Below are 16973 nucleotides of genomic sequence, written 5' to 3' on the forward strand. Positions count from 1 at the left end.
GGCTGTCGCGCACAGGGGGCGCTCCCACAGATAAGCGCCAAGCGCGGCATCAGTGGGCCAAGGCCAATGCGCAGCGACGCCCCGCTTTAGTTCCTCGGCGATTCGGGCGCCACGACCCCATTACCACCCGCTCCAAGCTGCCGCGACAGATTGTAGAGAATGCGCAGGTCCTGCTCGTCCAGCGTGTCGCCGTCCATGCCGCGAAAGTGGTGATGGAAGGAGCGCACGGTGGAATTGCGGTCGTCCAGCGGATAGCCGATCAGCCCCAATGCTGACCAAGGATCAAACCCCGTCGGCGGATCAACCAGCGCACCGCGCGGCCAAAGTCCAAAGCCGGCTTGCGCCAGCTGCTGCCACGGGAAACGTGGGCCGGGATCGTCCTTGCGTCCGGGCGCGAGATCTTCGTGGCCGATGATCTGGGTGCGCGGAATGCGCAAGCGATCGGTGAGGTCAGCCAGCAGGCGCAGCAGGCTGTCGATCTGCACCGGGGTGAACGGCGAGTCGCCATCGTTGTCCAGCTCGATGCCGATGGAAGCGGAATTCACATCGGTAATCGTACCCCACCGTCCCGCGCCAGCGTGCCATGCGCGGTCGCTATCGGCGACCAACTGGTAGAGGCGACCGTCGTTGCCGATCAGGTAATGCGAGCTCACCGGACCGCCGCTATTGGCCGTGCGCAGCGTGTGCAGCGCCTGCTCGGCGGAATGCTCGTTGGTGAAATGAATCACGATGAGCACCGGACGGCGCGCATCGAAGTTGGGCGAAGGCACCCACTGTGCGATGGGATTGCGTACGGGCGCCGGTGCACACGCCGAAAGCGCCAGCGTCAGCAGTACCAGCGCCAGCAGGTGGCGAGCGCGAAAGAAACGACCATGCGGAGCGTGGGGACGCGACACGGCATTCATTCCTGGGCGGGAAGAGGCGAACGTGCCGCAGTCGTGCCACCGCGTCAAGCCAAACAAAAAAAAGCGCCGGGTTTCCCTGGCGCTTTCGTGACCAACCTGCAACATCGATCAGGCGCGGCCGGCGAACTCGCCCGTCAGCGTGTTCACCCACACCTTCTCATCGTTGCTGATGTACTCGGGCACCTGGATTTCGATGCCGGTGCTGAGCTTGGCCGGCTTGGTGCGCTTGGTGGCGCTCGCGCCCTTCATTTCCGGGGCGGTGTCGACCACGGTCAGCGTCACGCTGGTCGGCACCTGCAGGCCCACCGGCGCATCGTCGATCAGCTGCACGTAATAGCCTTCGACGCCCTCCACGATATAGCCGGCGTTATCGCCGACCAGTTCGGTGGAAAGCAGGTACTGGGTGAAGTCTTCGTTGTCCATGAAGACGAATGCTTCGTCGTCCATGTACGAGAAGTTCGCCTCGCGGCGCACCAGCTCCATTTCCTTCAGATCGTCATCGGCGCGCAGGCTCAGGTCGAACTTGCGGCCGCCGGGGATCGAATACATGGTGAAGCGAAACGTGACGTTGCCGCCACGCGCGGTCGGCGAGCTGCGCTCGATGTCGCGCACCTGATACACGGTGCCGTCGTGTTCGACTACGTTGCCTTTCTTGACGTCGGAAGCTTTCATGGGGTGTTTGACCGGATGGTTGATGTTCTAGTTCGTCATTCCGGCGCAGGCCGGAATCCAGTTGCGTGGCGTTTGGTTATCGCGTGGCCCACGTACAAGCCCCCCAGAATTCGCGACAACCACGCCATACCGTCACTGGATTCCGGCCTGCGCCGGAATGACGAGTTGAAGGGTTACTTGGGCTGCAAACGCACCGCGCCATCGAGGCGGATGGTTTCACCGTTGATATAACGATTGCCGAGGATAAAGGCCACCGTGCTGGCGAATTCGTCCGGCTTGCCCAGGCGCGACGGGAACGGGATCGAGGCCGACAGCGATTCCTGCACCTGCGGCGGCATGCCGTCGACCATCGGCGTCCAGAAGATGCCCGGAGCAATCGTCGCCACGCGGATGCCGAAGCGCGACAGTTCGCGAGCCATCGGCAGCGTCATGCCGACCACGCCGCCTTTGGAGGCCGAGTATGCAGCCTGGCCGATCTGACCTTCGAATGCAGCGACGGAAGCGGTGTTGATGATCACGCCGCGCTCGCCGTCTTCGCCGGTGTCGTTGTTCTGCATCAGCGAGGCGGCAGCCTTGGCGACGTTGAAGCTGCCCACCAGGTTCACCATCACCGTGGTGGCAAAGGTGTTGAGCGGCATCGGGCCATCCTTGCCGAGCATGCGGCCCGCGCCCAGGATGCCGGCGCAATTGACCAGCACGTTGAGGCCGCCCATCGCGTCACGCGCAGCGGTGACGTTGGCGGACACGCTATCCTCCGAGGTGACGTCGGTGCGGAAGAAGTGACCCTTCAGCGCCGTGGCGGCTTCCTGGCCCTTTTCCTCGTTGACGTCGAACAGGGCCACCTTGGCGCCGTTGGCGACCAGATGTTGGGCTACGGCGTGGCCGAGACCGGAGGCGCCGCCGGTGATGATCGCCTTGACCTGATTGAGCTGCATAGGGAGTCCAAAACGCGGTGGAAAACGCCAATGGTAGCGCAGCAGGCCGCATCAGACGCCACCCCGCGCTCCGCGGCGCTTCCTGGCCATGGAAAGATGCCGGGCGGGGCGTGCCGCGCAACGTTTTCGGGCGGGCGCCGCATCGCTTCGATGGTGTACCTAGTGGATTATACGTATGACCTTTGGAGCCGTGGCTTACGCCATGTTTCCAGGCGTTTTTGGCAGCGTTGTGGCGTAGAACCAGCGGAGTGAGATGACTGGCGCGTTCGCAAAGGGAGAATCGCCATGAACCATCCCGCTCGGGGATCTGTTTCAGTGGGAATGCCGGTCGCCTCGTCCCAGGTGTCGACCAGTCTTTTCGCGTGGCCAGGTGCGCGTTGGTCGAAAAGAGACTTGCGGCATGTGGCGCAGTGGCTGCTCCTCGCCACGCTGATTTGCGCCACACCAGCCACATGGGCGAAGGCCTCGGGGGAAGCCAGCGCCATTGCTGCGGCTGCTTCGTCAGTCTCGCCGCCCGCGGTGAGTTCGTCATCGTATTTCGTGGCGGCGTCTGAACTCGCGCATCCGCTGCGGCCTTTCGAACACTTGCCCAACAATGCAGCGATCAATGTGCACGCGGCCGTGGTGACCATGCCCGATCCCGTGGAGACCCGGCTTGGCCGATCCTTTGACACCGAGCTGACCGCATTGGTTGGCGCGTTCCAGGCCAAGGAATACGTGCTGGACGGTTTTGCTTTCACCTGGACGCCCCGATCGGCCGACGGCAAGTCCACTGCCAACGACACGGACGCGAGCCGCCGTACGCTGCCCAGCGTGATGCTTTTTCGCAAAGACAACTGGCGCAGCTGCAAATCCAAAACGGACACGCAAGGAGACAGCGACGGTTGCGGATCGACGTACTACGCGCTGTTTCTGGTGGGCGAGACACCGAGCTTTGGCATCCATCCTGAGTCATTCATGCGCGCCGCGCGTTGTGCGATGGCACTGGACTCGAGCAATCGCCAAGAGAAGAACTCGCTTCCCGAGGCGCTCAATCAGGTCGATTGTGATCGGATTGCGTGGAAGGCGCCGACCAAGGGCGTCACCTGGTCGTGCGACGCGAGCCTTGCGGTGATCGGCCCTTCCTTTTCCGGCGCCATGGAATCGATGGCGTCGGCGTTGAGCAAGGTGGCCACGGAAGCAAGAGGCCATGCGACGGACGCGGCCACGGACGCGGCAAAAGTAGCCAACGCCAAGGACAAGGTCGCAAGCAACACAGCCCCTGAAACGACGGGTGCTGGATGCCACGGCATCGGCCACCTGAACATCCTGCTCAGGTCGCCCTCCGCCAGCGTCGACAGCAATGACCAGATCGTGCAGAACGCTTACCTCAGCGAATTGGAGCCTTTCGTCAGCTTGACCTATACGCCGCTGGCCTACAGCGTCGGGGATCAGTTGAAACGGGTGAAGCGCTATCTGGAAAGCCTGATTCACGACGACGAAAAAGTAGTCATACTCAGCGAAGAATCCAGCTTTGGCCTGGGCGCTTCCAAGCTGGCGATGCCCTTATCATCGCCTTCGCCCCCATCATCGTCGTCGTCGTCGTCGCCATCGTCATCGTCTTCGGTGGCGAAACCCCAAGTTCAGTTCATCAGCGTGCAGTTTCCGCCGAACATCGCCGCTATTCGCTCCGAGCATGTTCAGCTCAAACAGGAAGAGAGCAAGCAACGTCGCAGCATGCTCCCCGAGCGGCTGCTCGAACTGGATCTGACCGGCGTGGAAACGGGTGTCGATCAACCGCCGACGTATCAGCCCAGCCTGAGTTCGCGCTCGGACGAGCTGATGCTTTACCAGACCTTCGATGCCCTGCAGCGCTATGCCACGCCTGCGGCGGTCGTCATCGTGGCTACCGATGTGCGCGATCGCCTGTTCCTGCTGAGCGAGATACGCAATGCGTTTCCTGGCGCGCTGCCGGTGGTGCTGGAGCAGGACAACCTGATGGTGCATCCGGACTACCGCGCCATGAGCCGCGGCAGCATTATCATGCCGGCCGGCAAGAGCCTGCTTTGCCTGAACGTTTCAGGGTTGGACTGCTTCTCCAGCGACGACAAATCCGATGCGCCGCCGCGCGAGCAGGCGGCGCATCGTTCCGCCGGCAACGCGCCAGACGTGTCGTCGAACGATTGCAGCCAGGCTGGCGATCGACGCTTTTTCTCGTTTCCGACGGATTACGCGGCCAACATGTTTCGCGCGGTCGTGGGCATGATCTGTCCAAGTGACGCCTCGCCCAACAAGCCCAACATGCTGGTGGCGACGTTGGCGGGCTTCCAGCGTGTGGACGAGTCGGATCTCGACCGGGCCGACAAAGAAAACGAGAGCAAAGGCCAGGGCGACGAAGAGACCAAGAGCAAGGTCGGAGGCAAAGAACAAACGGAGAGTAAAGCCGAGGACCGCAAGCGCAGACCTCGCGATATTCCCATCGTTGCCGATAACCGCATGCAACTGCAGCAGCCGGTCTACCTGTCGATGGGAATCGTGCTGGGTATCCTGCTCGTCACCGCGATATGGCTGGTCCGCAACGGGCGCACGCCCGAACTGGCGACGCTCCCGCTCAGCCGCCACGCCATGCGCTGGATGGACATGTTGATTACGCCAAACGGCGCACAAGCATCATCGACGCAGCCAAAGGAGCCAAGGACAAGCTGGGGCTGGCTGGTGCCATGGATCGCTTTTGCCGCGTTCGGCATCGTCATTGCCGGGTACAAGATCATCGTGATGTTTCCACCGGCGGCGCCCGGCGATACGGATCTGGCGCATGGCACGGATCGTTGGGCGTTGATCTGCCTGTGTCTTGCCTATGCGTGTTTCATGGCGTTCTGTGGCGTTCGCATGAGGGTGTGGAATGCCGCTTGTCTTACCATCGCCGAGCATGTGAACGACTCGTCGCGTCTCAAGGTCCGCCTCCGCCACCGCGCGTATTACCGCGCGTCAATCGCCACGGCGCTGCTGTTGCTCGTGCTGGTGCTTTGCGTCAACGACTACCGGCCAAGCGGGGCCCATTCGGTCTGGCTCTCCGTGTTAGCCGGCGCGTTCGTGCTGGGCAGCAGCGGCTTTTTCCTGGTGCTCTACCTGGAAGGCCTGGACCGCTGGCGCTGCATGAGCCTGGAGCTCAGCAGGACGGTGACTGCCGTGCAGAAGTGCGCTGAAGACGAGACATGGCCAACGCCCAAGCTGCTGGACGAGCGACCGCGCAGCCCATTCAACGTCGTCATGCGCATCGACAATTACAACGCGCTGCGCAGGTCTGATCTTGCCGCCTGGGTGTTGCAAACGAACGTCTTGCTAAGTGACACGGTCGATTCTCCGTTTGACAAGGCGGAGATTCGCCAGTGGCAGGCCGTCCTGGTATCTCAGATGAAACTGGCCGGTACGGCTGTCAGGTCCAGTGCGTGGTGCGCCGTGCTGGGCGCCACCGTGGCGCTGATGTTGATCCAGGTCTATCCACCGGTTTACGAACGTTTGCAGACGACGGCGGCGGCCATTTTGATGGTGCTCGGCTTTGCCGCCATCACCTACGGCGTGCTGACGCTGGAGAAGGACTATTTGCTGGGACGCATGTTCACCAACGACAAGGACCATTTGAGCTTGGGCAGCGCCTTGTCAGCCTTGTGGCCAAAGCTGCTGGCGATGGGGTCCATCCTGATCACCGTGTTTCTGCCCGATGCGTGGGATTGGCTGAACACTGCGGTGAAGGCGATCAACTCGCTGCGATGAGTGCAAGACGGGCCCGGCACTGGCCCACGGCTTATGCCGTGAAAAGAGCCTTCAGTTGCTCAGCGTCTACCGAGGGGAACGGTGTCACGGGCTGCGGCGGCGTTTGCGTTGGTTGCAATTGCTTCTGCCATACGCCCACATCCCACCACTGCTCGAGCTTGTAACCGGAGCTGCGCCAGACGCCGGCCGGCGTGAAACCCATTGATTCGTGCATGGTGACGCTGCTCTGGCCGGGCAGGGTGATCACCCCGACGGCCTGGTTGATGCCTTGCAGGCGCATCACCTCGAGCAACGTGCCGTAAAGCTTGCGCGCGATGCCGCGACGGCGTGCATCGGCGTGCACGTAGATCGAGGTCTCCGCGATCCAGTCGTAGGCGGCGCGTTCGCGGAAGCGGCTGGCATAGGCATAGGCCAGCACGCGGCCGTCCTCTTCCCAGACGATCCACGGGTAGTGGCGCAGGCGGGTGAGGAGGCGCTCGCGCATCGCGTCAATGCCAGGCAGTTCGGTCTCGAAGGTTTCCACACCGTGCAAGACCGAGGGGGTGTAGATGTCGTGGACAGCCGCCGCATCGTCGGCGTGGGCAATGCGGATCATCAGAGAACCTTCTCCATACAGATGCTGCGCGGGTTGGACTGGTGTTCGCCGAACGGCGGGCAGCGACGATAGCCGGCGCGGGCGTAGAGTTCCAGCGCTTCGGTCTGCGCCGTGCCGGTTTCCAGGCGCAGGATGCGGCCGCCGGAGCGTGCGACTTCCACTTCAAGCGCTTCGAGCAATTGTTTTCCAAGCCCCAAGCCACGGCAGGCGGGCAGCACGTACATGCGCTTCACTTCCACGTAGTCGTCGTGCGTCACGAAGGCGCCGCAGGCCACGGGCGTGCCATCCACGCGAGCGGTGAGGAAGCTGACGTTGGGTTGGCTCAGTTCCTCGGCGGTCATGTGGCGGATATTGCCCGAGGGGTAGAGCTCGGCCAGATAGCCGTCCAATTCGCGAATCAACAGCGCGACATCCGGCGATGTGGGATCGTCGATCTCAAAATGCAGTAGCGGCGCTTTCAGCATGCCTCGTACTTCCAGTTGCGCCGCTTGCCTTCGGCGAGCCACTCCAGCGTGCTCGCGATGCGTTTCTGGCGGGTGGCGTCCGTCTTCGCCTCGGTGATCCATTCGACATAGTCGCGTTGTGCGCTGGGCGGAAAGCCCTCGTAGGTCTTGCGGGCAGCGGCGTGCTTCTTCATCGCGAGCAGCACGGCGACATCCTCAGGCAATGTCGGTGCTGGTTTGGGCGCGGCCTTGGCACGCGGCACCTTCACCCCGGTTTCGTTCAAGGCCTTGGCCTTGCGGATCAGCGCGATCAGCGTCTTGTTCGCCGGCAGGTCCTTCAGTGATGTCAGCTTGCCGAACTGGCCCATGCCGTCCTGTCGATCGCTGCCCGTGACCTCCTTGTGCCGCCAGAAGCCGAACGCGCAGTGCTGCTTGAAGGCCGCCATCTGGCACATCGGCGAGCCGTTGAGACTGAAGAACGGCATGCTCCATTTGATGCCTTCCTCGACCTCCGGGCAGGCCTCGTGCACCACGTCGCGCAGATGCTCAAGGATGGGCTGGGCGAACGGCGGTGCCTTGAGGATATAGGCATCGATGCGGTGATCACGGGCCATGAGGTGCTCCTACAGATCGCGCAGATAGAACTGGTCGCAGCTGAAGTGTCCGGTGCCGCCCATCGGCGCGCAGATCGTGCGGAAGCCGTGGCGACGATACAGCGCCTGGGCCGCATCCATGCCGGTGAGCGTTTCCAGGTAGCAGCGATGAAAGCCGTGTTCGCGGGCCGCATCGAGGCAGCGCAGCATCATCGCGCTGCCGGCGCCGATGCCGCGCGCCTCGGGTAGAAAATACATCTTGCGCAGCTCGCACACATCCGCTTCGCCGCCTTCCAGCGGCGCCACGCCACCGCCGCCGATCACCTTGCCGTCGCGCTCCACCACGAAATAGGCACTGCGCGGCCGCGTATAGGCTTCGTACATGGCGCCGACTTCGGCGTCGTGAATGGCGAAGCCCGGGCCGTCGGCGCCGAACTCCGGCATCACGGTGCGGATGATGTCGGCAACAGCGGCGTTGTCGCGTGCTTCGATGGGACGGATCAGGAAGTCGGTCATGGCGTGGCTTGTGGTGTGCGGTAGAGGTTGCCGTCCTTCATCACGAAGACGGGATGCTGGAGATCGTCGATATGCGTGCTGGGATCGCCGGTGAATGCGACAAGGTCTGCACGCAGGCCTGGCGCAATACGGCCGAACTTGTCCTGCTGGCGCAGGATGCGTGCCGCGATATTGGTGGCAGCATGCAAGGCCTGCGGCGGCGTCATGCCGTCGCGCACCATATTGGCCGGCTCGCGCCAGTTGTCGCCATGGGTGAACACGCCCACATCGCTGCCGTTCCCGATGATCACGCCCATCTTGAGCGCAGTGCGGAACGCGTGCTCGGCTTCCTTCATGCGCGCGGTAGGTTCGCTCTGCCCCGGCACGTAGTGCTCGAAATACTGCGCGGTGGCTTCCACCGCGGTAAGTGTGGGTTCGTAGGCGGTGCCGTGCTGCTTGAGCAGGCGGAAGGTTGCTTCGCTGGCGCCATAGCCGTGCTCGATGCTGTCCACGCCCGCTTCCACTGCGAGGCGTATGCCTTCATCGCTGGACGCATGCGCAGCCACCGGTCGACCGGAAAGATGGGCCGTGTCCACAATGGCCTTCATTTCGGCCAGCGACAGCGTGGGCTTCGTGCTGCCATCCGCGCCCACGTCGTAGTCGGCGTAGAGCTTGATCCAGTCGGCGCCATGGCCGGCCTGTTCGCGGGTGGCGCGGATGGCCTCGTCCACGCCGCTGATTTCCTGCGCGCCGCCGGGCAGATCGATATCGGGGCGGAAGCCGCGCGGGCCGGGACCATAGCTGTCCGTCGCCACAATGGCGCGCGTGGCGACGAACATGCGCGGCCCCGGAATCATGCCCTCGTCGATGGCGCGCTTGATCGACACATCGGCAAACCCGGCGCCTTCGGTGCCGAGGTCGCGCAGCGTGGTGAAGCCGGCCATCAGGGTGGCGCGCGCATGGGCGGCGGCTTCGAGCGTGCGGTAGTCCTGCGGTTCCTTCAGGACCTGGTCATTCCACAGCGTCTCGTTGTACGGGTGCAGGAAGACATGCGAGTGCAGGTCGATCAGACCGGGCGTGAGCGTGGAACCGGGCAGGGCGATGCGTTGGGCGCCGGCCGGTGCCTTCAGGCTGTCCACCGGCCCCACGGCAGCGATGGCGCCGTCATGCACCAGCACGGCCCATCCCGCATGCGCGGCATCGCCGTCAGCGGTCCAGACGCGATCAGGTACCAGCAGCACGTCACCCTTGGGTGGCACCGCGCTCGCCGCCGTGGCGCTGGCCATGGCCATGGCCGTCAGCAGGCCGATCCAACCTTGACGCTGTTTGCACCGCATTGCCCGCTCCCGCCCATCGCTCCTGCCGATTCTAGCGAGGCTCGGCACTGGGCCGCGAGGCCACCGCTCAGAGGGCGGGGCGACCCGCGCTGGCAAGCTGCTGCGCGCAAGCCCCTTCGGCCGTCGGTGCCGAGGTGACGCAGCTGGCGAAATCGTCGGGAAGACGCGTCAACAACAACGTATCGCCCTGGCGCATGGTGAAGACGGTGATCGGCGGTTCGCAGGCGACGTGGCTGGTGCTGCACGAGCCGGGCAGCACGGTGAAGTGGCACAGGCCGCTCTGGCTACGCAGGCAGCGGAAGGTGGCCAGCTCGCCGGAGATCTGGATCTTGCTGTAGACCAGGTCGATTCCGTGGGTCAGTTCGTGGGTGACGACGGTGCGTGTGGGTTCGAAACCGGTGAAGGACAACAACAGGTAGAACAAAAGGATCAGCTTTTCCATGGTGACCTCTTGTGATGCTCGGCAGGGGAAGGTTTCCGGTACTTACATGTTTCGGAACAGCGTCATGAAGGGTTGGCTCACCACCAGTGTTTCGGGTCGCTGCTTGAGCCGAAGCGTGCCCTTGCCCGTGTCGTCACGGACGATCGAGGCGACCGCGCGCAGGTTGACGATGGTGGAGCGGTGGATCTGTTTGAACACGGCGGGGTCGAGTACCGCCGCCAGTTCGCGGATGGGTTTGCGCAGCAGTGCCTCGCCGTCGGCCGTCATGGCGATGGTGTATTTGCTGTCGGCGCGGAAATAGGCGACGTCGTCCACCATGATCAGCCGCGTTTCGCGTCCGTTGCTGGCGGTGATCCAGGTCAGCGGCTCGGCGCGCGTGCCAGGCTGCAGCATCACGTCGCGCAGCAGCTGCGATAGCGCAGCGGCATCCGTCGCGCGGGGCGCGGCGCGCGTCTGCAGGCGCTGCATGGTGGCGGTGAGTCGCGCCTCGGTGATGGGCTTGAGCAGATAGTCCACGGCGCCGCGTTCGAAGGCGTCGATCGCGTACTGGTCGTAGGCAGTGGTGAACACCACCTGCGTTTGCGGACTCGCCTCGGCCGCTGCTTCGGCGACTTCAAGTCCGCTCAGCCCCGGCATGCGGATATCAAGGAAGGCGATGTCGGGATGATGCTCGCTGATCGCTTCCAGGGCGCTGGCGCCGTCTTCGCAGTCGGCGACCACCTCAAGCTCCGGCCAGACGCGCGCGAGCAGATCGCGTAGCGCCGTGCGCAACAGGGTTTCGTCTTCGGCAAGGATGGCAGTGGTCACGACGCGGGTTCCGTGGTCTCGTTGCGCAGGGGCAGGGTGATGGTGGCGGCCACGCCTTCGGGCGCATTGCTGACCACCGAGAGCGAGGCGTCCGTGCCATAGATCAGGCGCAACCGTTCGCGCACATTCTTCAGGCCGATGCCGGTGCCGCCGCTGGCGTCGCTGAAGCCGCGGCCATCGTCGGCGACCGTGATGGATACGGTGTTGTCGTCGCGGCGTGCGAGGATCCACACGGTGCCGCCGCCGGGCTTGGGCTCCAGGCCGTGCTTGATCGCGTTTTCCACCAGGGTCTGCAGCATCATCGGCGGCATCGCAATGGCGCGCAGCGCGTCAGGCACGTCGATCTGCAGGGACAGTCGCGGCCCCATGCGCAGCCGCATGATTTCCAGATAGGCGCGGGTGCGTTCCAGCTCATCGCCCAGCAGGGACAGCGTATCGTCGCGCTGCGGCAGCGAGTGGCGCAGGTAGTGGATCAGATGCCCGAGCATGTGATCGGCCTGCAGCGGATCGGTGCGCGTGAGGTATTGCGCGCTGGCCAGCGTGTTGTAGAGAAAGTGCGGCTCCACCTGTGCATGCAGCAGGTTGAGGCGGGCCACCGTGCGTTCTTTCTCGTTCTCCGTCTGCGTAGCGCGGCGTTGTTCCTGCCGGCGCTTCTCGGCGATGCGGCGGGTGATGGCGCGGGTGATGGCCTCGGCGTTCTCCAGATTGGTGCCGTCGTCCACGCGGAACCAGTCGGTCCACGCGCCGGCTTCCGGCTCGCAGATCAGGGTGACGCTACCCGAACCCTCTCGCGGCGTGACCGTGGCGAAGATCTGGTTGCGCACATGGCCGAACCACAGCGACGGGTCGAGACGTTCGAACGGATTGGTTCCATAGGCCTTGGGGCGCTGCACCTTGGCGCGGATCTGCAGGCTGTCGCGCGCGCTTTCCACGTCTTCGCTGCGCGGCAGTTCGCGGATGGCGGCGTCGAGCAGGTCGAACGCTTCGCCGGCTTCCAGCGGTATCTCGATCTGCCGCCGCTGGCGGTTGCCCATGGTGCTGTCGTCGAGATGGCCGGCGATCAGGCGCACGCGGCGCAGATGGGTCACCGCGCTGGTCACCACCATCATCAGGATAAGGAAGATGATCAGCGCGAACGTCGGGCCGGTTTCTTTGTAGCGCAGCGGCGGGCTGTTGGCGATGAACAAGGCCAGGAACAGCAGCATGAAGAACCAGAACACGATCAGGCGGACTACGAAGAACACGCTCTTCATCACGACGTCCTTGAATGGGATGCGTCGGAGCATAACCAGCCGCTTTGCCGCTGGCGCGTGGTTTTCGACGGAACCGGCCCTGGGGCGACGAAACGGGCCCATCGCGGAACGAAAGGGGAGCGGAACAGCGCCGGCTTAGAGCCTGTTCAAGATATTTGGCCGCGCTTGATTTCCCTCCCGTCATCCCTGCGGAAGCAGGGATCCAGCGCCTTTGTGCACCCTGAGAAGGCACTGGATTCCCGCTTGACCAGCTCTTCAGCTGTTGAAGAGCGCCTCGCGGGAATGACGGTGAGGAGTACTGGATGGCCAGGAGATGTTGAGCAGGCCCTTAGGCCGCGGTGCGTGCCCGCGTCACACGGCTGGCGGTTTCCTTGTGCAGCTGGCCGGCCAGCCAGGCGCCGGTGGCCACCAGGATGTCCAGGTCGATGCCGGTCTCCATGCCCAGGCCGTGCAGCATGTAGACCACGTCCTCGCTGGCGACATTGCCGGTCGCGCCCTTGGCATACGGACAGCCGCCGGTACCCGATACCGCGCTGTCGACCACGCGCACGCCTTCTTCCAGGCAGGCGAGGATATTGGCCAGCGCCTGTCCATAGGTGTCGTGGAAATGCACGGCCAGCGCCGACATGGGCACTTCCTGCGCCACCGCCTTGAGCATGGCGCGCGCCTTGGCCGGCGTGCCGACACCGATGGTGTCGCCCAGCGAGACTTCGTAGCAGCCCACCTCATGCAGGCGACGCGCCACGCGCACCACGTCGCTCACTGGCACATCGCCCTGATACGGGCAGCCCAGCACGGTGGAGACATAGCCGCGCACTTTCACGCCGTCCTGCTTCGCGCGAGCCATCACCGGCAGGAAACGCTCGATCGATTCGTCGATCGATGCATTGATGTTCTTGCGGTTGAACGCTTCGGAAGCGGCGGTGAAGATCGCGATCTCGGCAACGCCCACGGCGCGGGCGCGCTCATAGCCCTGCTCGTTGGGCACCAGCACCGGATAGCTCACGCCGGGGACCTTGCGGATGCCCTGGAACACCTCGGCGGCGTCAGCCAGTTGCGGCACCCATTTGGGACTGACGAAGCTGGTGGCTTCAATGGTCTTGAGGCCGGTGCTGGAAAGGCGATCGATCAACGCGATCTTCACGTCGGCCGGCAGCAGCGTTTTCTCATTCTGCAGGCCGTCGCGCGCACCGACTTCGACAATACGGACATGGTTCGTGCTCATGCCGATCAGCATAGCGCGTTACTGCCAGGGCCGGCGCATTATTGCGGCAGTTGCTCAGGGTGGAATTGCTGGATAAACGGCAGATACAGCGCCTGCGCCTGCGGCGTGGTCAGGCCCGTCAGCGCGCTGCCATGATCGGTGGACTGCAGGGTGACTACGTAGCGATCGTTGAACAGCGCGATGGCCTGGGCCGGACCGACCTCCGACTGTGCCGTGACGTGGATGACAAAGGATGCCGGCGCCGACGTGTGCACCAGCACGGGCGCATAATCCGGGCCGCCCAGGGCACGAAAGGATTCGGCGTTGGTTTGCATCGGATCGGCCATGACGGTGAGCATTTCGATAGCTTGCCGCGTCACCGAGCGCTGCATGTCGCGCGTGTGGCGGTTGACGTCATCCGCACCCGCTGGAGCGCCATGGTCGGCAGGACGCGTGTCGGTCACCGAGATTTCGACCTGCTTGCTTCCGTTCTTGCCGTAGACCGCGCGGATGCTGGCAGGCGTGCAATCCCATAACCGAAACGGCAGGCCATCGATGTCGTCCTTGGGCGGTAGCGCCTGGGCGAGGGGATTGCCAGCGCATTGGGCCGTAGAGGCAGCGTCTGCCTGCGCCTGCTTCGCGGCGTCTGCCTGACTGTTGTCGGCGCCCGACGTTGCCTCGCTCCCGTGTTTGCCGCAGGCAGCCAGCAGCGGGATGGCGAGCAGGGTGAGCAACATGGACGACCGCAAGCAACGAATATGCGCGAGCATGGATTCTCCCCGTGGCCCGTGCAATGGCACGGGCGATGGGGCAAGCGTCGGGATTGTGTTGTCGACGCGGCGTCAATCCGCGCGTTCAGTCGGCGAAGCGCAGCAACACCGTATCCGCTTCGACGAAATCGCCCTGGGTTGCATGCACGCTGGCGATCCTGCCACCGCGTGGCGCCTTCAAGGCAAGCTCCATCTTCATCGCTTCCATCACCAGCAATTCCTGGCCTTCTTCGACGGTGTCGCCGGCATTGGCCTTCACCAGCACGATGCGGCCAGGCATCGGTGCGGTGATCTGATTGCCGCCGGTGGCCTCCTTTGACTCCCATGCAAAGGCGGGCGCGCGCTCGAACGCGTAGCGATAGCCGTGTGTGTCGTGCACGGTCACGCGAGTGGCGTCAGTGTGTACGGGTAGGCGCAGGGCCTCGCCATCGAAGCATGCGCTCAATGCATCCATGCCAAGACGAGCGCCTTGCACGCCGCAGGACGCATCGCCGTAGCGCAGCTGATAGTTGCCGTCATGGCCATGCGCTTCCACTTCATGGCGCTGGCCGTGCAGCGACAAGGCCACGATGCGCTTGCCAGCATGGCCCACACGCCACGCGTCGGCACGCGACCAAGGCGAATGCGGATCGTTGATGTTGGATGTGACGCTGGTTTCTTCGTGCATCAGCGCAGCCACTGCCGCGGCAAACAGCACGGTCGCCGCCGGCGCGACATCGCCTGCAAGGAATTGGTCCAGATGACGGTCGAGATAGCCGGTGTCGATGCGTCCTTGGACCACGACCGGATGACGCGAGAGCCGTTCGAGAAAGGCGATATTGGATTTCGGCCCCACGATTTCGCTGGCCATCAGCGCATCGCGCAGGCGCTGCAGGGCCTGCGGGCGATCGACGTCCCACACGATGAGCTTGGCGATCATCGGGTCGTAGAAGATGGTGACCGTGTCGCCTTCGATCACGCCGCCGTCCAGACGCACGTGGCGCGATGGCGCAGGCAAACGCAGCCTCACCAGCTTGCCGGAGCCGGGCAGGAAGTTCTGGTCGGGATCTTCCGCATATAGGCGCACTTCGATGGCATGGCCATGCGCCTTGACCTGTGCCTGCGCCAGCGGCAACGAATGGCCTGCGGCGATGAGCAACTGCCATTCCACCAGGTCCAGGCCGAGGGTTTCCTCGGTCACCGGATGCTCGACCTGCAGGCGCGTATTCATCTCCATGAAGAAGAACTCGCCGTTCTGGGCGACGATGAATTCCACCGTGCCCGCACCGACATAGTTCACCGCCTTGGCAGCGGCGACGGCGGCAGCGCCCATGGCGGCGCGGCGTGCGTCGTCGAGGAAGGGCGAGGGCGTTTCCTCCAGCACCTTCTGATAGCGACGCTGCGCCGAGCATTCGCGCTCGTTGAGATGGATGACGTTGCCTTGCGTGTCGCCGAACACCTGGAATTCGATGTGGCGCGGATGTTCCACGTAGCGCTCAAGGATCACGCGTGTGTCGCCGAACGAACTGGCCGCCTCGCGCTGCGCGGACGCCAGTGCATCGACGAACTCCGCCTCGCTGCGCACGATGCGCATGCCCTTGCCGCCGCCCCCGGACGCGGCCTTGATCATCAGCGGGAAGCCGGTACGGCGCGCTTGCTCGGCGAGCACGTCGGCGGACTGATCTTCACCGTGATAGCCAGGCACCAATGGCACCTGATGCTGTTCCATCAGCGCCTTGGCAGCAGCCTTGGAACCCATGGCGTCGATGCTTTCGGGGCGTGGGCCGATAAAGGCGATGCCGGCATCGGCACAGGCGCGCGCAAATGCGGTGTTTTCGGAAAGAAAACCGTAGCCCGGGTGGATCGCCTGTGCGCCGCTCTTGCGCGCCACGTCGAGTATGGCTTCGCCGCGCAGATAGGATTCCGTCGGGCGCGGGCCGCCGATCGGCCATGCCTCATCAGCCAGGCGGACATGCTGCGCATTGGCATCGGCCTGCGAATACACCGCGATGGTGTGGATCCCCAGGCGCCGGCAGGTGCGGATGACACGGCAGGCGATCTCGCCACGGTTGGCAATGAGTACGCGCTCGAACATGCGGCTTCCGGGGGAGACTGGGAGCCGTCAAAACTACCAGATTGGGGCGTCGGAGCCGATGCGCGGCGCAGCATGATCCTTCAACCCCTGTGGGAGCGCACCCTGTGCGCGACGGCCGAACGGTGAGGCAGCCCCGTCGCGCACAGGGTGCGCTCCCACAGGATTGAGGGGGTTATTCCTCGTCCCAGTAACCCACCTGCATATCGGCCCGCGTCACCATGCGAAATCCCTGCGGCGAACCATCAGCCGCGGGCGGGTACTCCGCCAGGATGCCGATCTTGCCGGTATCCGGGTACTCGCAGATCTCCGGCGACTCCTTGGTGCTCACCGCGAGGTAGCGCATCTCGCTGGTGCCGGTATTGATGATCTGATGCGCCTTCTCCGGACCGCCGGGCGGGCAGGCGATGACGTCGCCCGCGCGGATCGGATAGCGCTCCTCGCCGAAGCGCACTTCGCCACTGCCTTCGATGATGAAGAACATTTCCTCGTTGACGCGATGGCAGTGAAGCGGAAACGCGCGCTTGCCGGGCGGCACGGCGGTGATGTTATAGCCCAGCTTTTTTGCGCCGATCTGCGGACCGAAGCGACCCATGCGCGCTTCGAAACGTTCGGCGGTGTCGCCGGTGGGCGCCATGCCCGGCGGAAACGACTGCAGTTCGACGTCGGCGATATTGATGATGGGATGCGTCATGGCG

16 protein-coding genes are annotated in these 16973 nt (G+C 64.1%); 1 reads left to right on the forward strand and 15 read right to left on the reverse strand.

The window, feature by feature from the left end; translation table 11 throughout:
- Window positions 1-86 precede the first annotated feature (86 nt).
- From AC1DMY_RS03160 to AC1DMY_RS03170, 3 genes are all read right to left on the reverse strand, one after another.
- Window positions 87-896, reverse strand: coding sequence for an N-acetylmuramoyl-L-alanine amidase (locus AC1DMY_RS03160; RefSeq protein ID WP_477163553.1), 810 nt, complete (start codon window positions 894-896; stop codon window positions 87-89).
- Between the two features lie 117 nt (window positions 897-1013).
- Window positions 1014-1577: an elongation factor P-like protein EfpL gene (gene efpL, locus AC1DMY_RS03165; RefSeq protein WP_477163554.1), complete on the reverse strand. Its 564-nt coding sequence runs from the start codon at window positions 1575-1577 to the stop codon at window positions 1014-1016.
- A gap of 173 nt (window positions 1578-1750) precedes the next feature.
- Window positions 1751-2512, reverse strand: a complete 762-nt coding sequence (locus tag AC1DMY_RS03170) for an SDR family NAD(P)-dependent oxidoreductase (RefSeq protein WP_477163555.1) — start codon at window positions 2510-2512, stop codon at window positions 1751-1753.
- 519 nt (window positions 2513-3031) lie between these two features.
- Here AC1DMY_RS03170 and AC1DMY_RS03175 point away from each other — a divergent pair.
- Window positions 3032-6265, forward strand: a complete 3234-nt coding sequence (locus AC1DMY_RS03175) for a hypothetical protein (protein ID WP_477163556.1) — start codon at window positions 3032-3034, stop codon at window positions 6263-6265.
- A 31-nt stretch (window positions 6266-6296) separates the two neighbouring features.
- Here the strand turns inward: AC1DMY_RS03175 and AC1DMY_RS03180 are convergent, their stop codons facing one another.
- The 12 genes from AC1DMY_RS03180 to AC1DMY_RS03235 form a co-directional block, all read right to left on the reverse strand.
- On the reverse strand, window positions 6297-6860 hold the full coding sequence (locus AC1DMY_RS03180; RefSeq protein ID WP_477163557.1) for an N-acetyltransferase family protein: 564 nt from the start codon (window positions 6858-6860) through the stop codon (window positions 6297-6299).
- Window positions 6860-7324: a GNAT family N-acetyltransferase gene (locus AC1DMY_RS03185; RefSeq protein WP_477163558.1), complete on the reverse strand. Its 465-nt coding sequence runs from the start codon at window positions 7322-7324 to the stop codon at window positions 6860-6862. The genes AC1DMY_RS03180 and AC1DMY_RS03185 overlap by 1 nt, the downstream gene beginning before the upstream one ends.
- On the reverse strand, window positions 7318-7917 hold the full coding sequence (locus AC1DMY_RS03190) for a YdeI/OmpD-associated family protein (protein ID WP_477163559.1): 600 nt from the start codon (window positions 7915-7917) through the stop codon (window positions 7318-7320). Before AC1DMY_RS03190 ends, AC1DMY_RS03185 begins: the two co-directional genes overlap by 7 nt.
- A gap of 9 nt (window positions 7918-7926) precedes the next feature.
- Window positions 7927-8412 (reverse strand): GNAT family N-acetyltransferase, encoded by a 486-nt coding sequence (locus AC1DMY_RS03195; RefSeq protein ID WP_477163560.1) that lies wholly within the window; start codon window positions 8410-8412, stop codon window positions 7927-7929.
- Window positions 8409-9683: a metal-dependent hydrolase family protein gene (locus tag AC1DMY_RS03200; RefSeq protein ID WP_477164181.1), complete on the reverse strand. Its 1275-nt coding sequence runs from the start codon at window positions 9681-9683 to the stop codon at window positions 8409-8411. Before AC1DMY_RS03200 ends, AC1DMY_RS03195 begins: the two co-directional genes overlap by 4 nt.
- 112 nt (window positions 9684-9795) lie before the next feature.
- Window positions 9796-10170 carry a hypothetical protein gene (locus AC1DMY_RS03205; protein WP_477163561.1) on the reverse strand — a complete coding sequence of 125 codons (375 nt, stop codon included), beginning with the start codon at window positions 10168-10170 and terminating at the stop codon, window positions 9796-9798.
- Between the two features lie 42 nt (window positions 10171-10212).
- Window positions 10213-10977: a LytR/AlgR family response regulator transcription factor gene (locus AC1DMY_RS03210; RefSeq protein WP_477163562.1), complete on the reverse strand. Its 765-nt coding sequence runs from the start codon at window positions 10975-10977 to the stop codon at window positions 10213-10215.
- Window positions 10974-12263, reverse strand: coding sequence for a sensor histidine kinase (locus AC1DMY_RS03215; RefSeq protein WP_477163563.1), 1290 nt, complete (start codon window positions 12261-12263; stop codon window positions 10974-10976). Before AC1DMY_RS03215 ends, AC1DMY_RS03210 begins: the two co-directional genes overlap by 4 nt.
- Before the next feature lie 295 nt (window positions 12264-12558).
- A complete protein-coding gene (locus tag AC1DMY_RS03220; RefSeq protein WP_477163564.1) occupies window positions 12559-13455 on the reverse strand; it encodes a hydroxymethylglutaryl-CoA lyase in 897 nt (298 codons plus the stop codon).
- Window positions 13456-13493: 38 nt separating this feature from the next.
- Window positions 13494-14204, reverse strand: coding sequence for a hypothetical protein (locus AC1DMY_RS03225; protein ID WP_477163565.1), 711 nt, complete (start codon window positions 14202-14204; stop codon window positions 13494-13496).
- A gap of 85 nt (window positions 14205-14289) precedes the next feature.
- The gene (locus AC1DMY_RS03230) at window positions 14290-16278 is read right to left on the reverse strand and encodes an acetyl/propionyl/methylcrotonyl-CoA carboxylase subunit alpha (RefSeq protein WP_477163566.1); all 1989 of its coding nucleotides are present in this window, start codon (window positions 16276-16278) and stop codon (window positions 14290-14292) included.
- Between the two features lie 172 nt (window positions 16279-16450).
- Window positions 16451-16969 (reverse strand): cupin domain-containing protein, encoded by a 519-nt coding sequence (locus tag AC1DMY_RS03235; protein WP_477163567.1) that lies wholly within the window; start codon window positions 16967-16969, stop codon window positions 16451-16453.
- Window positions 16970-16973: the final 4 nt, after the last annotated feature.

This window comes from Dyella sp. 01L423 (assembly GCF_056399945.1).

Coding starts and splice junctions, on each gene's coding strand:
- AC1DMY_RS03195 (WP_477163560.1), bottom strand. CDS start 8,412: ATGACCGACTTCCTGATCCGTCCCATCGAAGCACGCGACAACGCCGCT.
- efpL (WP_477163554.1), bottom strand. CDS start 1,577: ATGAAAGCTTCCGACGTCAAGAAAGGCAACGTAGTCGAACACGACGGC.
- AC1DMY_RS03180 (WP_477163557.1), bottom strand. CDS start 6,860: ATGATCCGCATTGCCCACGCCGACGATGCGGCGGCTGTCCACGACATC.
- AC1DMY_RS03215 (WP_477163563.1), bottom strand. CDS start 12,263: ATGCTCCGACGCATCCCATTCAAGGACGTCGTGATGAAGAGCGTGTTC.
- AC1DMY_RS03235 (WP_477163567.1), bottom strand. CDS start 16,969: ATGACGCATCCCATCATCAATATCGCCGACGTCGAACTGCAGTCGTTT.
- AC1DMY_RS03220 (WP_477163564.1), bottom strand. CDS start 13,455: ATGAGCACGAACCATGTCCGTATTGTCGAAGTCGGTGCGCGCGACGGC.
- AC1DMY_RS03225 (WP_477163565.1), bottom strand. CDS start 14,204: ATGCTCGCGCATATTCGTTGCTTGCGGTCGTCCATGTTGCTCACCCTG.
- AC1DMY_RS03170 (WP_477163555.1), bottom strand. CDS start 2,512: ATGCAGCTCAATCAGGTCAAGGCGATCATCACCGGCGGCGCCTCCGGT.
- AC1DMY_RS03190 (WP_477163559.1), bottom strand. CDS start 7,917: ATGGCCCGTGATCACCGCATCGATGCCTATATCCTCAAGGCACCGCCG.
- AC1DMY_RS03185 (WP_477163558.1), bottom strand. CDS start 7,324: ATGCTGAAAGCGCCGCTACTGCATTTTGAGATCGACGATCCCACATCG.
- AC1DMY_RS03205 (WP_477163561.1), bottom strand. CDS start 10,170: ATGGAAAAGCTGATCCTTTTGTTCTACCTGTTGTTGTCCTTCACCGGT.
- AC1DMY_RS03230 (WP_477163566.1), bottom strand. CDS start 16,278: ATGTTCGAGCGCGTACTCATTGCCAACCGTGGCGAGATCGCCTGCCGT.
- AC1DMY_RS03200 (WP_477164181.1), bottom strand. CDS start 9,683: ATGGCCATGGCCAGCGCCACGGCGGCGAGCGCGGTGCCACCCAAGGGT.